Source organism: Collimonas antrihumi (assembly GCF_018304965.1).
GTDB lineage: Bacteria > Pseudomonadota > Gammaproteobacteria > Burkholderiales > Burkholderiaceae_D > Collimonas > Collimonas antrihumi.
In genome coordinates this window covers 55,036-70,509 of record NZ_JAGQED010000002.1, presented here as the reverse complement: position 1 = coordinate 70,509, position 15,474 = coordinate 55,036, and the positions used below count along the sequence as shown (strand labels likewise).

General features: G+C 55.7%; 15 protein-coding genes and 1 tRNA gene. 7 read left to right on the top strand and 9 right to left on the bottom strand.

The features are described from left to right. Positions 1-96 precede the first annotated feature (96 nt). A complete protein-coding gene (locus tag KHU29_RS02950) occupies positions 97-300 on the bottom strand; it encodes a cold-shock protein (RefSeq protein ID WP_014005790.1) in 204 nt (67 codons plus the stop codon). A gap of 321 nt (positions 301-621) precedes the next feature. Between KHU29_RS02950 and KHU29_RS02945 the strand changes: the two genes are divergently transcribed. The 3 genes from KHU29_RS02945 (at position 622) to KHU29_RS02935 (ending at position 2,673) form a co-directional block, all read left to right on the top strand. After that, the gene (locus tag KHU29_RS02945) at positions 622-951 is read left to right on the top strand and encodes a hypothetical protein (protein ID WP_246541425.1); all 330 of its coding nucleotides are present in this window, start codon (positions 622-624) and stop codon (positions 949-951) included. 305 nt (positions 952-1,256) lie between these two features. Further along, complete coding sequence (locus tag KHU29_RS02940; RefSeq protein WP_425514442.1) at positions 1,257-1,556, top strand: hypothetical protein; 300 nt, start codon at positions 1,257-1,259, stop codon at positions 1,554-1,556. Positions 1,557-1,623: 67 nt separating this feature from the next. Beyond that, entirely contained in the window at positions 1,624-2,673 is a 1,050-nt protein-coding gene (locus KHU29_RS02935; protein ID WP_211451206.1) for an NADP(H)-dependent aldo-keto reductase, read from the top strand. Here KHU29_RS02935 and KHU29_RS02930 read toward each other — a convergent pair. The 5 genes from KHU29_RS02930 to KHU29_RS02910 all read right to left on the bottom strand — a co-directional run bounded on the left by KHU29_RS02930 (position 2,670) and on the right by KHU29_RS02910 (position 7,147). Continuing rightward, positions 2,670-3,689, bottom strand: coding sequence for a bile acid:sodium symporter family protein (locus tag KHU29_RS02930; protein ID WP_211451205.1), 1,020 nt, complete (start codon positions 3,687-3,689; stop codon positions 2,670-2,672). The two genes, KHU29_RS02935 and KHU29_RS02930, sit on opposite strands and share 4 nt — an antisense overlap. Before the next feature lie 185 nt (positions 3,690-3,874). Further along, complete coding sequence (locus KHU29_RS02925) at positions 3,875-5,278, bottom strand: 4Fe-4S binding protein (RefSeq protein WP_211451204.1); 1,404 nt, start codon at positions 5,276-5,278, stop codon at positions 3,875-3,877. A gap of 4 nt (positions 5,279-5,282) precedes the next feature. Next, positions 5,283-6,113, bottom strand: coding sequence for an FTR1 family iron permease (locus tag KHU29_RS02920; protein WP_211451203.1), 831 nt, complete (start codon positions 6,111-6,113; stop codon positions 5,283-5,285). Between the two features lie 122 nt (positions 6,114-6,235). After that, a complete protein-coding gene (locus tag KHU29_RS02915) occupies positions 6,236-6,571 on the bottom strand; it encodes a cupredoxin domain-containing protein (RefSeq protein ID WP_211451382.1) in 336 nt (111 codons plus the stop codon). Between the two features lie 33 nt (positions 6,572-6,604). After that, complete coding sequence (locus KHU29_RS02910; RefSeq protein WP_211451202.1) at positions 6,605-7,147, bottom strand: iron transporter; 543 nt, start codon at positions 7,145-7,147, stop codon at positions 6,605-6,607. 309 nt (positions 7,148-7,456) lie between these two features. Between KHU29_RS02910 and KHU29_RS02905 the strand changes: the two genes are divergently transcribed. Then, positions 7,457-7,533, top strand: a tRNA-Arg gene (locus KHU29_RS02905). Between the two features lie 223 nt (positions 7,534-7,756). Here KHU29_RS02905 and KHU29_RS02900 read toward each other — a convergent pair. Further along, positions 7,757-8,047, bottom strand: a complete 291-nt coding sequence (locus tag KHU29_RS02900) for a hypothetical protein (RefSeq protein ID WP_211451397.1) — start codon at positions 8,045-8,047, stop codon at positions 7,757-7,759. Positions 8,048-8,217: 170 nt separating this feature from the next. On the opposite strand from KHU29_RS02900, the gene ompR reads away from it, so the two are divergent. Both ompR and KHU29_RS02890 read left to right on the top strand, forming a co-directional pair. Then, positions 8,218-8,973, top strand: coding sequence for an osmolarity response regulator transcription factor OmpR (ompR, locus tag KHU29_RS02895; RefSeq protein WP_211451201.1), 756 nt, complete (start codon positions 8,218-8,220; stop codon positions 8,971-8,973). Positions 8,974-9,084: 111 nt separating this feature from the next. Then, positions 9,085-10,365, top strand: a complete 1,281-nt coding sequence (locus KHU29_RS02890) for a sensor histidine kinase (RefSeq protein ID WP_343216019.1) — start codon at positions 9,085-9,087, stop codon at positions 10,363-10,365. A 122-nt stretch (positions 10,366-10,487) separates the two neighbouring features. Here the strand turns inward: KHU29_RS02890 and ispF are convergent, their stop codons facing one another. Together ispF and ispD are read right to left on the bottom strand one after the other, a co-directional pair. Continuing rightward, positions 10,488-10,976 (bottom strand): 2-C-methyl-D-erythritol 2,4-cyclodiphosphate synthase, encoded by a 489-nt coding sequence (gene ispF / locus KHU29_RS02885; protein ID WP_211451199.1) that lies wholly within the window; start codon positions 10,974-10,976, stop codon positions 10,488-10,490. Positions 10,977-11,007: 31 nt separating this feature from the next. Continuing rightward, positions 11,008-11,718: a 2-C-methyl-D-erythritol 4-phosphate cytidylyltransferase gene (gene ispD, locus KHU29_RS02880; RefSeq protein WP_211451198.1), complete on the bottom strand. Its 711-nt coding sequence runs from the start codon at positions 11,716-11,718 to the stop codon at positions 11,008-11,010. A 302-nt stretch (positions 11,719-12,020) separates the two neighbouring features. On the opposite strand from ispD, the gene mfd reads away from it, so the two are divergent. Beyond that, positions 12,021-15,461 (top strand): transcription-repair coupling factor, encoded by a 3,441-nt coding sequence (gene mfd / locus KHU29_RS02875; protein WP_211451381.1) that lies wholly within the window; start codon positions 12,021-12,023, stop codon positions 15,459-15,461. Positions 15,462-15,474: the final 13 nt, after the last annotated feature.

The window sequence follows — 15,474 nt, the reverse complement described above, 5'->3', positions numbered from 1 at the left end:
ACATTTGATGCAGACGAGAAGTACAGACGAAAAAAATCCCCGGCAAGCCAGGGATTTTTACGATGCTCAGTTTATTTCAACTGAGTGAGCTATGAATTAGATAGCTTGGATGTTCGAAGCTTGCTTACCCTTTGGGCCAGCAGTAACTTCGAAAGAAACACGTTGGTTCTCTTGCAGCGACTTGAAGCCGGAAGAATTGATTGCGGAGAAGTGCGCGAACAGATCTTCACCACCTTCGTCAGGAGTAATAAAACCAAAACCCTTCGAATCATTGAACCACTTTACGATACCAGTTGCCATTACATTTCCTATTTCAGTTAAGTTGGGCTGTCGCCCGTTAGATCGTTTGAAGCAAGAAAGAAATGACAGACTAATACTGCACTACTAGCTCGAATCTTAAACGATGTCGCATTATAACCGATAAATTTATTTAAAACACTGGGTACGCAAATAAAAGTTGCGCGGGGAGAAAGAGTTGCATTTTTGACTGCGCAATCTCGCTACTCCACCCAGTATTTTCGATCTGCGATCTTACTCTATATTCATGCCTTACCCATACAAAGAAAACACATAACAAAAAGCAATTATTGTGTTTTGATAATTAGTTAAGCGCCCATAGAATTGGCCGCGCTTCTGGACTGGGGTACGCTGGCCGGTGATTTCGGTTTGCGCACCCTGCTCGGCACCACCAATCCCGACACCGGCTGGGGCTCATGGAACTGGGGCAAATACACCAATCCGAAACTGGACCAGCTGGTGCAGTCTTCATTGGCCTCGGTGGATCAGAAACAACGCGAGGATTTTGCCCGCCAAGGCGCCGTAGTCGCACTCAACGATTACGCATTGATCCCGCCGTATCATCAGTATGCAACCTGGGCGCTACGCAAAGGACTGAAGTACAAGCCACGTACCGATGAGTTTACTTTTGCGCATCAATTTCATCCGGAATAAATACATTGCGAAAAAACCTGTCGTAGGGTGGGCACAAAGGCGTCCCACACCCTACGATAGCTGCGTTTTTTGCTGGAAAGGAATACTCTATGGCCTTGCGCTAATGCCGTTAAGTTAAGTTTACCGGTTATGGCGCTTGGCACGTCATTCCCGCGAACGAAGGAATCCATTTTAACCACCATACTCTGCAACATGGATCCCCGCGTTCGCGGGGATGACGGAGTGACCGCATTGGTCCATCTAAAGAATACCGTTCGTGGCTTAACTTAACGGCATTATGGCCTTGCGCCAATTCCAGTTCCCACATGACAGCCCCCGTTTCCAGCAGTTCTGAATCAGAATCCATCCTGAGCCACCGTTCGTTTACCCTGTTCCGAGGTGCGCGAGTTGCCTCCACCATCGCCAATCAAATGCAGATAGTTGCGGTCGGCTGGCAAGTCTATCAACTCACGCATAGCGCTTTCGACCTCGGCACGGTCGCTGTGGTGCTGCTGTGGATACGTTGGTTCCCGGCTTTATTTGGCTTGGATAAGCTGGTCAATCCGGCAGCACCCGCCAATCTGCCGAGCCATCCGACGCCACCTGCTACGTCGACAGCCACCTAGGGCCAACGCCTGCAGCAATGCGGCGTTCCAGCTATACTCTTAGTCCTCTGCAGTAAAGGAAGCAACAATGCAATATCGTGAACTCGGACAAAGCAATCTGAAGGTCAGCCTGATTACCCTCGGCACCATGACCTGGGGCGAACAAAATACCGAAGCAGAAGCGCATGCGCAAATCGACCTAGCGCTGGCGCATGGCGTCAACCTGATCGACACCGCAGAAATGTACCCGGTGCCGCCGCGCGCCGAGACTCAAGGTTCAACCGAACGCTATGTCGGCAGCTGGCTGAAAAAATCCGGCAAGCGCAGCGAAGTAATGATCGCCACCAAGGCTACCGGACCGGCGCGCAAGCCGCACAACCCGCGCCACGTGCGCGGCGGCATCAATAATTTTGATCGCAAAGGCCTGACAGAGGCTCTGCACGGCAGCCTGGAACGGTTGCAGACGGATTACGTCGATCTCTACCAGTTGCATTGGCCGGACCGCAGCGTGAATAGCTTCGGCACCCAGAATTACAGTCATATTGCAGACGAAGATACGGTGCCGATTGAAGAAACGCTGACCATCCTGGCGGACTTCATCAAGGCCGGCAAGGTGCGCAACATAGGCATTTCGAACGAAACGCCGTGGGGTATTGCGCAGTTCCTCCGGGCTTCGGAAAAATTTGATTTGCCGCGCGTGGTCAGCATCCAGAATCCGTACAGCCTGCTCAACCGCACTTTTGAAATCGGCCACTCGGAATTTGCTTTCCGTGAGCAGGTCGGGTTGCTGGCTTATTCGCCGCTGGCGTTCGGCGTACTTTCGGGGAAATACCTGAATGGGGCGCGACCGGCTGACGGCCGCCTGACCTTGTTCGAACGTTTCAGCCGCTATACCAATCCGCAAGTCGACCGGGTCATCGGCGACTATGTAGCGCTGGCGCAAAAACACGGACTGGATCCGGCGCAGATGGCGCTGGCTTTCGTCAACAGCCGCGGTTTCGTCACCAGCACTATCATTGGCGCCACTACGCTAAAGCAATTGCAAAGCAATCTCAACAGTATCAACCTGACGCTGAGTGACGATATCTTGCACGAGATTGATCTGATCCACTCGCGCCAGCCTAACCCGGCTCCTTAATCTTCCGGACTCACATCGGACCAGACCGGCGGCGGGCCGCCGGCGGCTATCTCGACCGGACGGGCGGCATAGCGTTTAGCCAGCACGGCGCAGACCATCAATTGAATCTGGTGGAACAGCATCAGGGGTAAAACGATCATGCCAACGGTATGCCCGGCAAACAACACCTTCGCCATCGGCACACCGCTCGCCAGGCTTTTCTTGGAGCCGCAAAACACGATCGTGATTTCGTCTTCCTTGTTGAAGCCCATCCGGCGGCTGGCGAAGGTAGCGATACCCAGCATGGCAAACAGCAACGACGTCACTACTACCATCAAACCGAGCAAGGACAGCGGCGGCAGTTGCTGCCACAAGCCTTGCACCACGGCCTCGCTGAATGCGGTGTAGACCACTAGCAGGATCGAGCCCTGGTCTACCATCTTCAAGATGATCTTGTGCTTGTCGAGCCACTTGCTGATCCAGCGGCGCGCGATCTGGCCGGCGACAAAAGGCAGCAGCAACTGCATCACGATATTCATGATGGACTCGAAGGAACCCTTGCTTTGGCCATGCGCCACAACCACCAGCCCGACCAGCACCGGTGTCAGGAATATGCCGAGCAGATTGGATGCGGATGCACTGCACACCGCGGCAGGCACATTGCCGCGGGCAACCGAAGTAAAGGCAATCGACGATTGCACGGTAGATGGCAAAGTACACAGGAACAAGATGCCGAGATAAAGATCGGGCGTCACCAGCGGCAGCAATGCCGGTTTGAACAGCAGCCCGAGCAATGGGAACAATACGAAGGTGGCAAGCAGCACCGTCAAATGCAAGCGCCAGTGCAGCGCCCCCTGCACCACCGCCTCACGCGAAAGCTTGGCGCCATGCAGGAAAAACAGCAGGCCGATAGCCAGCGTGGTAATCAGATTGAAGGAAACCGCAACCTGGCCCCTGGCGGGCAGCAGGCTGGCGACAAGAACCGTGGTAACCAATAACAACGTGAAGTTGTCAGGTAAAAAACGTGGGCGAACCATGATAGAGGAAACGTGCGCTAAAGTTGAGAAGGGTTGCCCCGCCGCCAGCCGTCTCAGCGATCAGGAAAGCGCCGGGACTGGCCAAATATGGACGGGATAGATAGACGGGATAACAACCTTCATTTTACGCATTAAAACCCAAGCATCGAAGAATTGTTGGGTTATGTCTCGAAAACGATGGATTTTCACCACAACCAGAACATCAACAGCCAGGCGAAATTGACCAGGGCCAAACCGGCAATCACCGGCGCCATGCTCACCAAACGGCGTGCAGGCGATGCTGTATAGCGGCCGGTCACGCGCCAGGCCAGCCAGACGCTCCATAAACTGGTGCCGATCAGCAGGATGGCGCGCAAGTCGTTAGCCCAGAATATCGGCAAATGCTCGCCGCGCAACAAACTGACGGTGGTAGCCGACAAACCGACGAACACACCGCATCCGGCCAGGGGAATCGTGGCTTGCACCAGATGATTGAAGCGCTTGCGATCCCAGTTGCCGAGCGCACGGCTGCCAAGCGCGAACAACAGCGTCAGCGCCGTACCCAGCACCAGGCCGGTGGTGAGAATATAGGCGATCACCAAACCGCCGTCGAGCCAGCTGAATACATCGTTCTGCGCCGGATAATTGGTAAACACCCACCACGGTGCATGCGTATCGAAGGGCCACATGATGTCGCGCTCGATCAGCCAGGTGGCGATCGCTTGCTTGACCTGCACAAACCAGGGACTGGCCGACCAGTGGAAAGCGCCAATCGCGATCCCCATCAGGCCATACAGCGCCAAGGCGCTTTCCCACAGATTGTTGTGCTGCTCGCCGTGCTCGACGATTTCCTCGGTCGGCGCACGCCAGGTCAATTCAATCGCATCGCGATGACCGCTGCAGCGGCCGCACATATGGCAATCGGCAGCGCCTTTCATGGCCCGCAACGGCACCAGCGGCGCGCAATTGACAGGAATCACCGTGCGGCCTTGCGTATGGCTATGCGTACCGTACGAAGCGCGCCAGGCGGTTTCGTTGACTTTGTAATGGAACGGCGCCAGTTTCGCCAGCAAACCGAACACGCCATTCACCGGGCACAGGTATTTGCACCAGACGCGCTTGTCGCGCCCATACAGATAACCGACGATGATGGCGCCGACGGTAGATCCGCCCAGCACCAGCAGTACAGCTTTAGGATATTGATAGACGCTCACCATCTGGCCGTAGACTGTTGTCAATGCAAATGCCACGAACGGCCAGCCGCCCCAGCGCATCCAGTGCGGAATAGCTTTTCCGCGGCCATGGCGGCTGGCGAACTCGGTCAGCGCGCCTTCAGGACACAGCACGCCGCACCAGACGCGGCCCATCAACACCATGCTGATCAGCACGAACGGCCACCAGATGCCCCAGAATGCAAACTGGGCGATCAATGTCAGGTTCGACCAGATATGCGCAGTCTCATCCGGCAGCGGCAAAAAGATCGGCACCAGGATCAGCAAGCCGTACACCAGCACAATCCCCCACTGCACCCAGCGAATCAGTTTCGCATGGTCCCGCATCCAGTCAGCCACGCGGGAAAGTCTTGTTTGAGGAATTGCACAAGTATTCATTAGATTATTTAGCTGGGGTTACCTGCGGCCTGGCTCGCTTGAGAAATAACAAAACGCACACCCAATATGCCACATACACCAGCAAGCTCATCAGTGCGGGTTGCGCACGATAGCCGGTCAATGTGGAAACCAGGTTGCCAAAGGAAGTCGTGTCGTCGAGCAAGCGTGTACTATCCCATATCGGATCGATCAGCGTCGGAATAATATCGAGCGACATCAATCGTTCGATACCGGTCAGCAGCAAGCCCGCGGCGAGGAACAGCAAGATAATTTCAGTGACCTGGAAAAAACGGCGCCAGGAAAAAATTTTACCACCGAGCTGCAACAGATAGAAAGTCAGGAACGCCAGCGCAAAACCAAGCACCGCGGCCAGCACCATCGCTCCCGTGCTGTCGCCGTGTTGCGCCAGGCCCAGGCCGTAAAGAAATATCACGGTTTCACTGCCCTCACGCGCAATCGCCAATGCCGCCAGCGCAAATACGCCCCACCAGTTGGCGTTTTGCAGATTGGCGCTGAGCGAGGTTTCCATTTCGCGCTTGAGTGTGCGGCCATGCTTGCGCATCCAGAACACCATTTGCACAATCAGTATGGCGGCCAATATCACCATGACGATCTGAAAGTAATCCTGGGCATCGCCGGAAAGCAGCTCGCTGAAACCCAGCAATGCTCCACCCAGGCCAATCGCTCCCAAAATGCCGACGCCGACGCCACTCCACAGATAAGGCAGGCCGTGGCGAGCAGCTTCGCCGCCATTTTTCAGCCACGCATGCAAAATACCGACTACCAGCAACGCCTCGACGCTTTCGCGCCAGACGATGAACAAGATCTGACCCATCACTTATCTCCAGTCAATTGCGGGCAGTGCAATGCGCCATGCCATGGCGACTCTTCGCTCCTGCCCCGCAAAAAAAACGACTATCTCTAAAATACTGCACGTCTCTATATATAGAGAGACATTTACTTGGCAACAATCACACCCTGCGCCTGCGTATGAAAATCATCGAAAAACTTATATTCGCCCGGCTGCAGCGGTGCAATCACCACGAAAGATTGCGCGCCTGGCGCCAACACCTTTTCCTTACGCAGCTGGACGCTTTCAAATTCGGCCGCAGACTGGCCGAGATTGTGAATTTCGATTTTTATTTTCTGGCCGGCAGGAACCGCTATCCGCGCCGGATTCAACACGCCATCCTTCATTTCCAGCTTGAAGGTCGGCAAATCAGCGGCCGCTGAAATCGCAGCTACCGCCAACAGGCTGATACCGAATAAGCCACGCACCTTGCCTGACACCATATCCATGTTCTCCGATAAGAATTTCATGGCAGATTAATATCCGCCCTTTTTGCCGACGCCAGCGAACGTGAATTCGTTGACCACCGTGAACGGCTTGAACCATGCGCCGACACCGGTTTCCTTATCTACATGGCGGCCGAAATGCGCATTGGCATTGGCCGACGGCGGGGAAATAATCATCTTCAATGTATATTTGCCCGGCCCCGCCAGTTTGACGTTATCGCCATAATGCGGACCGTCGCTCGCCACCATCGGCATCATGTCGCCTTTGATTACCTGGGTTGAACCAGCTTTGGTGAATTCGTAAGAGATGACCAGGTTCGGCATCCAGTCGCCTTCGGCAAAGCCGTTCGGATTGTTTTTCACTGCACGAATGTCAGCCTCGACATGGATGTCCGACAGCTCCGCCTTGCGCATCATGCCTTCCGGCTCCATTTTGATCGGCTGCAGGTAAACAGCTGCAATCTCCAGACCGTTCATGATTTGCTGCTTGCCGATCGGATATTCCGCCGCTGAAGCAACACCCGCAAAACCAAACGAAACAAGCACAGCCGCCGCAAGCAATTTCACATTCATGTCATCAACCTTTCTCAATCTACGAATTCTATCAATTACAAATGATAATGATTATTGTTTAATTATATCATCCGATGAAATCTGCGGCGACCCGGCGTGAGAAGTAAGAAAGATTAAAATATCGGGCGAAAAAATAAAATGAAATTAGAAATAAAGCTTCCCAATGTGCAATGTCTGTGGCATAGTAGCGGACTTGGTTGAGAGCAAGCAGAAAAAGTGTTTTACCTCTGTAAGCGAGAAGAAATATTAAGTTTTTTAGATATTTCCCTCTTCCAAAATTAACAAAGCTAATATATAATTTTGTTTTTCGCGGCTGTAGCTCAGCTGGATAGAGTACTTGGCTACGAACCAAGGGGTCGTGGGTTCGATTCCTGCCAGCCGCACCAGTATTACGAGGGGTTGCAAGAGAAATCTTGCAACCCCTTTCTGGTTTACTTCTCTCGTTTTTCATCTGCCCGCCAAAGCCGGATTCACCGGCAACATCCCCCGTTTCATTTTCCCAAAATGCAGCGCCCAACAAAAAACCGGTGATTTTCATCACCGGTTCGGTTTGCCATGCCATGCAAGCTGGCGTGTCTGATTTATTCTGGCTTTTCCTGCTTTTCAATCTCAACGACGCTGCGGATAAATATCGCGGCCAGCCCTGTCGATTTGCTGGCGCAAGGCGCGCCGGTCATCCGGCGACATCCTGCCACGCCCGCCATCATTGGGCTCATACTCACGCCCACGATTTTGCCATTGCTGATCAGGCGCCTGGCCGCGCTGCGGCTCATACTGCGATGGCGGCGGCGCGCGGCGCTCTCCGCGCTCATCCGGCGCTCGGTCGGAACGTGCAGAGGCGCCCATCATTGCCGATAGCAACAACAAACAAACACTGATTTTCCGAAACGTCTTCATCATATGGACTTCTTCTGTGAATTCTGGATAACGGTTAAGATTTAATCGCCACAAATTGAGTGTAAGCTCCTCTATTAATTGGCATAAGACGTTTTTAGTAAAGTGTGTAACACTTTGTAATCCGTAGGCATTTACTGTACTTTTGATGCGCACTCTGACGTTACCATATGACCATGAATACGATCAACACCCAAAACCAAACGAGCACAACCCACCAACATAAAATCCTGGTGGTCGACGACGATATTCGATTGCGCGATCTGCTGCGACGCTACCTGACGGAGCAAGGCTTCCAGGTGGTCACGGCGGAGAACGCCCAGGCGATGAACAAGCTGTGGATACGCGAACGCTATGACCTGCTGGTGCTTGACCTGATGCTGCCGGGCGAAGACGGCCTGGCGATCTGCCGCCGTTTGCGCGGCGCCGGCGACCAGACGCCGATCATCATGCTGACCGCAAAAGGCGAGGATGTAGATCGCATCGTCGGATTGGAAATGGGCGCCGACGATTACCTGCCGAAACCATTCAACCCGCGTGAACTGGTAGCACGCATCGGCGCAGTGCTGCGACGCAAAGGTCCGGATGAATTGCCGGGCGCACCGTCGGAGACTCCGCAAACTTTCGAGTTCGGCGAATTCATACTGGATCTCGGCACGCGCACGTTGAAAAAAAATGGCGAGTCGATCCCGCTCACCACCGGCGAATTCTCGGTGCTCAAGGTATTTGCGCGGCACGCACGACAACCGCTGTCCCGTGAAAAATTGATGGAACTGGCGCGCGGCCGCGAGTATGAAGTATTCGACCGCAGCCTGGACGTTCAGATTTCACGCCTGCGCAAGCTGATCGAGCCCGATCCGGCCAGCCCGCTCTACATACAGACAGTATGGGGACTCGGCTACGTATTCATTCCTGAAGGCCAGCCGCGTTGATGTCGGTTTGCGCAAAATTGCCACCAAGAAATACTCGCATCAAGCGGCCGCATGGTAACGACTAACCGGCTAGCCTGGCTGAAAAGCGGTCTGCTCTGGCGGACCTTTTTCATGCTCGCCTTTCTGATCACGGTCAGCATGGTGACGTGGGTCGCCAGCTTCAGGATTGTCGAACGGGGTCCGCGCGCGCAACAAATCGCAGCGCAAATCATCTCCATCGTCACCATTACCCGGGCCGCCCTCACCCATTCCGCGCCGGATTTGCGCAGCGAGTTATTGTTCGACCTGGCCAGCAATGAAGGCATTCGGATCTACCCGCTGGAAGACAGCGACAAGATCGATCCGCCACCCGATAACGCGTTGATGCCAGACCTCGAAAGAGAAGTCCGGGCTCGCCTCGGCAACCAAACCCGGTTTTCATCCAAGGTCAACGATATCGATGGCTTCTGGATCAGCTTCAAGATCGATAGCGACGAATACTGGCTGATGCTCGACAGCGAGCGGCTTGACCGCACTTCCGGTATTCAATGGCTGCAATGGGCCAGCGTGGCACTGGTGTTGTCGCTGCTGGGCGCGATGTTTATTTCGACCCTGATCAACCAGCCGCTATCGCGTCTCACCGCAGCCACGCGCGCGGTGGCCAAAGGCATACGGCCCGACCCGCTGCCGGAAACCGGGCCGACCGAAATTGAAGAAGCCAATCGCAGCTTTAACCAGATGGTCAACGATTTGCAGCGCATCGAATCGGATCGCGCGATCATCCTGGCCGGCATTTCGCACGATTTGCGCACACCGCTGGCGCGTATGCTGCTGGAAGTGGAAATGGCAAATCTGTCCGATGACGCGCGCACCGGCATGCAGTCCGACCTGGCGCAGATGGACGGCATCATCGGCCAGTTCCTGAACTATGCAAAGCCGACTGACACCAGCAGCTTCGAGAAAATCAATCTCAGCGAGCTGATCGACAATGTGGTGCAAACCGCCACGCGCCAATCCGATGTCAAGATTCAAACCAGCATCACACGCAATGTCTATGTGTCCGGCAACGAAACTGAAATCAGGCGCGTGTTGGATAACCTGCTGGAGAATTCTCGCCGTTACGGAAAAAAGGACGGCGACGACTGCGTCGAGATCGACGTCAGCTGCCATATCCGCCAGGACAAAGTCATCGTGAACATTGCCGATCATGGCGATGGCGTGCCGGAAGACGAGATAGACCGCCTGCTGCGGCCGTTCACCCGGCTCGATGTCGCACGCGGACAAGCTAACGGTTCAGGCCTGGGCCTGGCGATCGTCAGCCGGATTATCAAGCAACACGGCGGTAAGTTGCGCGTCAGCAACCGCGAAGGCGGTGGCCTGGCGACCCAGATCGAACTGCAGTTAAAAGCCTGACACGGGTTTCGTAGGGTGGGCATGTATGCCCACGCGGACTGCGATAACCGGAGTACATACCCTCGTGGCACGGAAACAGGCATGTGCGTGGGGTGAGTTCAGCGTGGGCATACATGCCCACCCTACAAAGGAAACAGCAAAGCTACAGCCTCCGCTGCGATCCCTTCTTCCCGCCCCAGATAACCAAGTCTCTCATTGGTTTTTGCCTTCACATTAACCTGATTCACGGCAATCCCGCAATCGGCGGCAATCTGCGCCACCATCAATGGAATATGCGGCGCCATTTTCGGCGCTTGCGCAATGATGGTGGAATCGATATTGCCGACAGCGTAACCGGCGGCGCCGATCAGCCTGACCGCTTCGCGCAGCAATTTCCGTGAATCGGCGCCGGCAAATTGCGCATCGGTATCGGAGAAATGGCGGCCGATATCACCCAAGGCTGCCGCGCCAAACAAGGCGTCGATAATCGCATGCAGCAGTACATCGGCGTCGGAATGTCCCAGCAAGCCGGTTTTATGCGGAATCGTCACGCCGCCGATAATCAATGGCCGGCCGGCCTGCAAGGCGTGGCAATCGTAGCCCTGGCCGATGCGAAACCCGGGGTGGCTCATACGTACTCCTTTGAATGCAGTGCAATTGAATTCACGATTCTTCCTTTAAAAACATCTCTGCCAATGCCACATCGTGTGGCAGTGTCACTTTGAAATTCCGCGGGCTGCCTTCAACCAGGCGCGGCTGCAGACCCAGCAATTCAACCGCACCGGCTTCATCGGTGACGGCTTCGGCCAACGCCAATGCCCGCATTAATGCACGCAAAAGCAAGCTGTAGCGAAACATTTGCGGAGTCTGGGCCGCCCACAATGCAGTGCGCTCCACAGTTTGCTGCACGCGCGCTTGCTGATCGCTACGCTTCAGGGTATCGACCACCGGCAGCGCCAGCAAACCGCCCACCGGATCATCTTGCAGCGTCTCAATCAAATGTTCTATCAAGCCGCCGGTCAGGCCAGGCCGGGCAGCGTCATGCACCAGGATCCAGTCGTCATCGCCAACCAGCGGCCGGATCGCCTGCAAACCGTTCAATACCGATTCCCGACGGCTGGGACCACCATTAAACAGCACGCTAACCCGCCCCTGCAAATGCGGTGCGGCAGCCATCAATTCGTCGATATAGCCGTCATCGCCGCTAACCACCACAAAAACATGGCTGATCACGCTGGCTGCTGCAAAGGTCGTCAAGACATGCGCCAACATCGGCCGGCCAGCCAGGGGCATATACTGTTTGGGAATATCCGCGCCAAGACGGGCGCCGATGCCGGCAGCGGGAATCAGGGCAAAATAGCGTGAGGAACTCATGCGCAATGGACTCGCTGAAGATTCTGAGGAAATGTCATGGATGCATAGCAAAAATGATGGTGAAAAAATGGCTGCATGCTTCAGACAATATTAGCTAAACCATGTCCTGAGCTGTAGGAATCGGCAAAAATCGGCATTTGTGCCCGTGGTTTATAATGCGGCTCTGAATTTTAACTGTCAAATCAGGCGTATTGCGGCTTTTTTTGACCATATCCGTGCTTGCACTATCGTTTGTGCCGCTGTATGTCACGCTGTATGTCACGCCGTATGCCAAGATTTATGTCACATTTTCACAGGCCCTAATGTCCTTTGATCTGGAAAAATTGCTGCCCAAGCCGGCTGCCCGTTTTGTGCTGCCGGCTTTGCACGGCTCGGCCGATGCCTATGCATTGGCGCAGGCTGCGCTGGCGCTCAAGTCGCAACAACGGATGCTGGTGGTCGTGGTGGCCGACGCCACCGATGGACAGCGGCTGCGCACGGAAATCCCCTGGTTCCAAACCACCGGCGATGAGCCCAATGGCCTGCGCTGCCATTTGCTGCCGGACTGGGAAACCCTGCCCTACGATGCCTTCTCGCCGCACCAGGACCTGGTGTCCGAGCGGCTGGCGACCTTGTATGAGGTCCAGAGCGGTCAATGCGACGTGTTGCTGGCGCCTGCCACCACGGCCTTGGTCAGAATGGCGCCACCATCCTTCCTGGCGGGTTACACCTTCTTCTTCAAGCAGGGCGAGACGCTGGATGAAGCGCGCCTGAAATCGCAGCTGACGCTGGCGGGTTACAGCCACGTCAACCAGGTCATGTCGCCCGGCGAGTATTCGGTGCGCGGCGGCTTGATCGATATTTTCCCGATGGGCTCGGTGCTGCCGTATCGGCTGGATTTGTTCGGCGATGCTATCGAAACCATACGCACCTTCGACGCCGATACCCAGCGCTCACTGTATCCGGTCAAGGAAGTACGCTTGTTGCCGGGCCGCGAATTTCCGATGGACGAGGCGGCGCGCTCGGCTTTCCGTAGCCGCTGGCGTGAAGTATTCGAAGGCGACCCGTCGCGCTCGGCGATATACAAGGACATCGGCAACGGCATCGCCTCGGCCGGCATCGAATATTATCTGCCGCTGTTTTTTGAAGACACGGCGACCTTGTTCGATTATCTGCCGGCCACTGCGACGTTTGCCCTGGTCGGCGATATCGACGGCGCCATCCAACGCTTCTGGAACGATACCCAGTCGCGCTACAAATTCCTGAAATCGGATCGCGAGCGCCCTTTGCTGGCGCCGGAAGCCTTGTTCCTGACCGGCGAGAATTTCTTCAGCCTGGCCAAACCGTACGGCCGCTGGGTGATTCAGCATAGCGACGCCGCCTCAGACTTGTCGGCGCCGATTCCCAACATCGCGGTCAATCGCCGCATCGACGACCCGTTGACCAATCTGCGCGCCTATCTGCTGCAAAGCGACCGGCGGGTGATGATCTGCGCCGAATCGAATGGCCGCCGCGAAACCTTGCAGCAGTATTTCAACGAATACGATTTACCGTTGGCGCTGTGCGACGACTATGCCGATTTCGCCACCTCAACCCAGAAACTGATGTTGGGCGTGGCGCCCTTGCACGCCGGCTTTGAGCTACCGCAGTTCATCTTCGTCACGGAAACCGAACTGTACGCCGGCTCCGGCCGCCGCATCGGCAAGAAGAAACAAGAAGGCGCGACCCAGGTCGAATCGATGGTGCGCGACCTGTCCGAGCTCAAGATCGGCGATCCGGTGGTGCATATCAACCACGGTATCGGCCGTTACATGGGTTTGCTCAGCATGGATCTGGGCGAAGGCGAGACTGAATTCCTGCACCTGGAATACGCCAAGGACACCAAGTTATACGTGCCGGTATCGCAATTGCACGTAATTTCGCGCTACTCCGGTGCCTCGCCCGAAGATGCGCCGCTGCACGCGCTCGGTTCCGGACAATGGGAAAAAGCCAAGCGCAAGGCTGCGCAACAGGTACGCGACACGGCTGCAGAGTTATTGAATTTGTATGCGCGGCGCGCCTTGCGTCAGGGCCATGCATTCGAATACTCTGCCCACGATTACGAGGCTTTCTCTGAAAGTTTCGGCTTTGAAGAAACGGTCGATCAGGCCGCGGCGATCAACGCGGTGATCCAGGATATGACTAGCGGCAAGCCGATGGACCGGCTGATTTGCGGCGATGTCGGCTTCGGCAAGACCGAGGTCGCATTGCGCGCGGCGTTTGTCGCCGTGCTCGGCGGCAAACAGGTCGCGATCCTGGCGCCGACTACCTTGCTGGCAGAACAGCACGCACAAACCTTCGCCGACCGCTTTGCCGACTGGCCGGTAAAAATCGCCGAACTGTCACGCTTCCGCTCCGGCAAGGAAGTCACACAAGCGATCAAAGGCATGGCCGACGGCACGTTGGATATCGTGATCGGCACCCACAAATTATTATCCGACGACATCAAGTTTTCGCGCCTCGGACTGGTGATCATCGATGAAGAACACCGGTTTGGCGTGCGCCAGAAAGAAGCGCTCAAGGCGTTGCGGGCCGAAGTCGACGTCTTGACGCTGACCGCCACACCGATCCCGCGCACGCTGGGGATGGCGCTGGAAGGCTTGCGTGAGTTCTCCATCATTGCCACCGCGCCGCAAAAGCGCCTTGCCATCAAGACTTTCGTGCGCAGTGAAGGCGAATCGACCATCCGTGAAGCCTGTTTGCGTGAATTGAAGCGTGGCGGCCAGGTCTACTTCCTGCATAACGAAGTCGATACCATCCAAAACCGCAAGGCGATGCTGGAAGCGCTGTTGCCGGAAGCGCGGATTGCCATCGCCCACGGCCAGATGCACGAACGCGACCTGGAAAAGGTGATGCGCGACTTCGTTGCCCAGCGCTTCAACATCCTGCTGTGCACCACCATTATCGAAACCGGTATCGACGTCCCGACCGCCAACACCATCATCATGCACCGTGCCGACAAGTTCGGCCTGGCGCAGCTGCATCAGTTGCGCGGCCGGGTGGGCCGTTCGCATCACCAGGCTTACGCCTACCTGCTGGTGCATGACGTCCAGGGTTTGACCAAACTGGCGCAGCGCCGGCTGGACGCGATCCAGCAAATGGAAGAGCTGGGCAGCGGCTTCTACCTGGCCATGCATGACCTGGAAATCCGCGGCGCCGGCGAGGTGCTGGGCGAAAACCAATCCGGAGAAATGCAAGAGATCGGCTTCCAGCTGTATTCCGACATGCTCAACGAAGCGGTGCGCTCATTGAAGAATGGCAAGGAGCCGGATCTTGCCGCTCCGCTATCGAGTACCACCGAAATCAATCTGCATGTGCCGGCCTTGCTGCCTAGCGATTATTGCGGCGACGTGCATGAAAGACTGTCGATCTACAAGCGGCTGGCCAATTGCAACGCGCAAGACAAGATCGACGACCTGCAGGAGGAATTGATCGATCGCTTCGGTAAACTGCCGGATCCCGGCAAAGCCTTGATCGAAACCCATCGCCTGCGGATTGCCGCCAAATCGATTGGCATCATCAAGATCGACGCCCATACCGATTCCGCCCTGCTGCAATTCGTGCCGAATCCGCCGATCGATGCAATGCGCATCATCGAACTGATTCAAAAAAACCGTCATATCAAACTCAATGGCCAGGACAAATTGCGGATTACCGTCAACATGCCCGACCTGGCGGCGCGTCTGACGCAGGTCAAGGCCACCATCAAGGCTCTGGCGGGATGAATGTGAATATGAT

Coding starts and splice junctions, on each gene's coding strand:
- KHU29_RS02950 (WP_014005790.1), bottom strand. CDS start 300: ATGGCAACTGGTATCGTAAAGTGGTTCAATGATTCGAAGGGTTTTGGT.
- KHU29_RS02940 (WP_425514442.1), top strand. CDS start 1,257: ATGACAGCCCCCGTTTCCAGCAGTTCTGAATCAGAATCCATCCTGAGC.
- KHU29_RS02935 (WP_211451206.1), top strand. CDS start 1,624: ATGCAATATCGTGAACTCGGACAAAGCAATCTGAAGGTCAGCCTGATT.
- KHU29_RS02930 (WP_211451205.1), bottom strand. CDS start 3,689: ATGGTTCGCCCACGTTTTTTACCTGACAACTTCACGTTGTTATTGGTT.
- KHU29_RS02925 (WP_211451204.1), bottom strand. CDS start 5,278: ATGAATACTTGTGCAATTCCTCAAACAAGACTTTCCCGCGTGGCTGAC.
- KHU29_RS02920 (WP_211451203.1), bottom strand. CDS start 6,113: ATGGGTCAGATCTTGTTCATCGTCTGGCGCGAAAGCGTCGAGGCGTTG.
- KHU29_RS02915 (WP_211451382.1), bottom strand. CDS start 6,571: ATGGTGTCAGGCAAGGTGCGTGGCTTATTCGGTATCAGCCTGTTGGCG.
- KHU29_RS02910 (WP_211451202.1), bottom strand. CDS start 7,147: ATGAATGTGAAATTGCTTGCGGCGGCTGTGCTTGTTTCGTTTGGTTTT.
- KHU29_RS02900 (WP_211451397.1), bottom strand. CDS start 8,047: ATGATGAAGACGTTTCGGAAAATCAGTGTTTGTTTGTTGTTGCTATCG.
- ompR (WP_211451201.1), top strand. CDS start 8,218: ATGAATACGATCAACACCCAAAACCAAACGAGCACAACCCACCAACAT.
- KHU29_RS02890 (WP_343216019.1), top strand. CDS start 9,085: ATGCTCGCCTTTCTGATCACGGTCAGCATGGTGACGTGGGTCGCCAGC.
- ispF (WP_211451199.1), bottom strand. CDS start 10,976: ATGAGCCACCCCGGGTTTCGCATCGGCCAGGGCTACGATTGCCACGCC.
- ispD (WP_211451198.1), bottom strand. CDS start 11,718: ATGAGTTCCTCACGCTATTTTGCCCTGATTCCCGCTGCCGGCATCGGC.
- mfd (WP_211451381.1), top strand. CDS start 12,021: ATGTCCTTTGATCTGGAAAAATTGCTGCCCAAGCCGGCTGCCCGTTTT.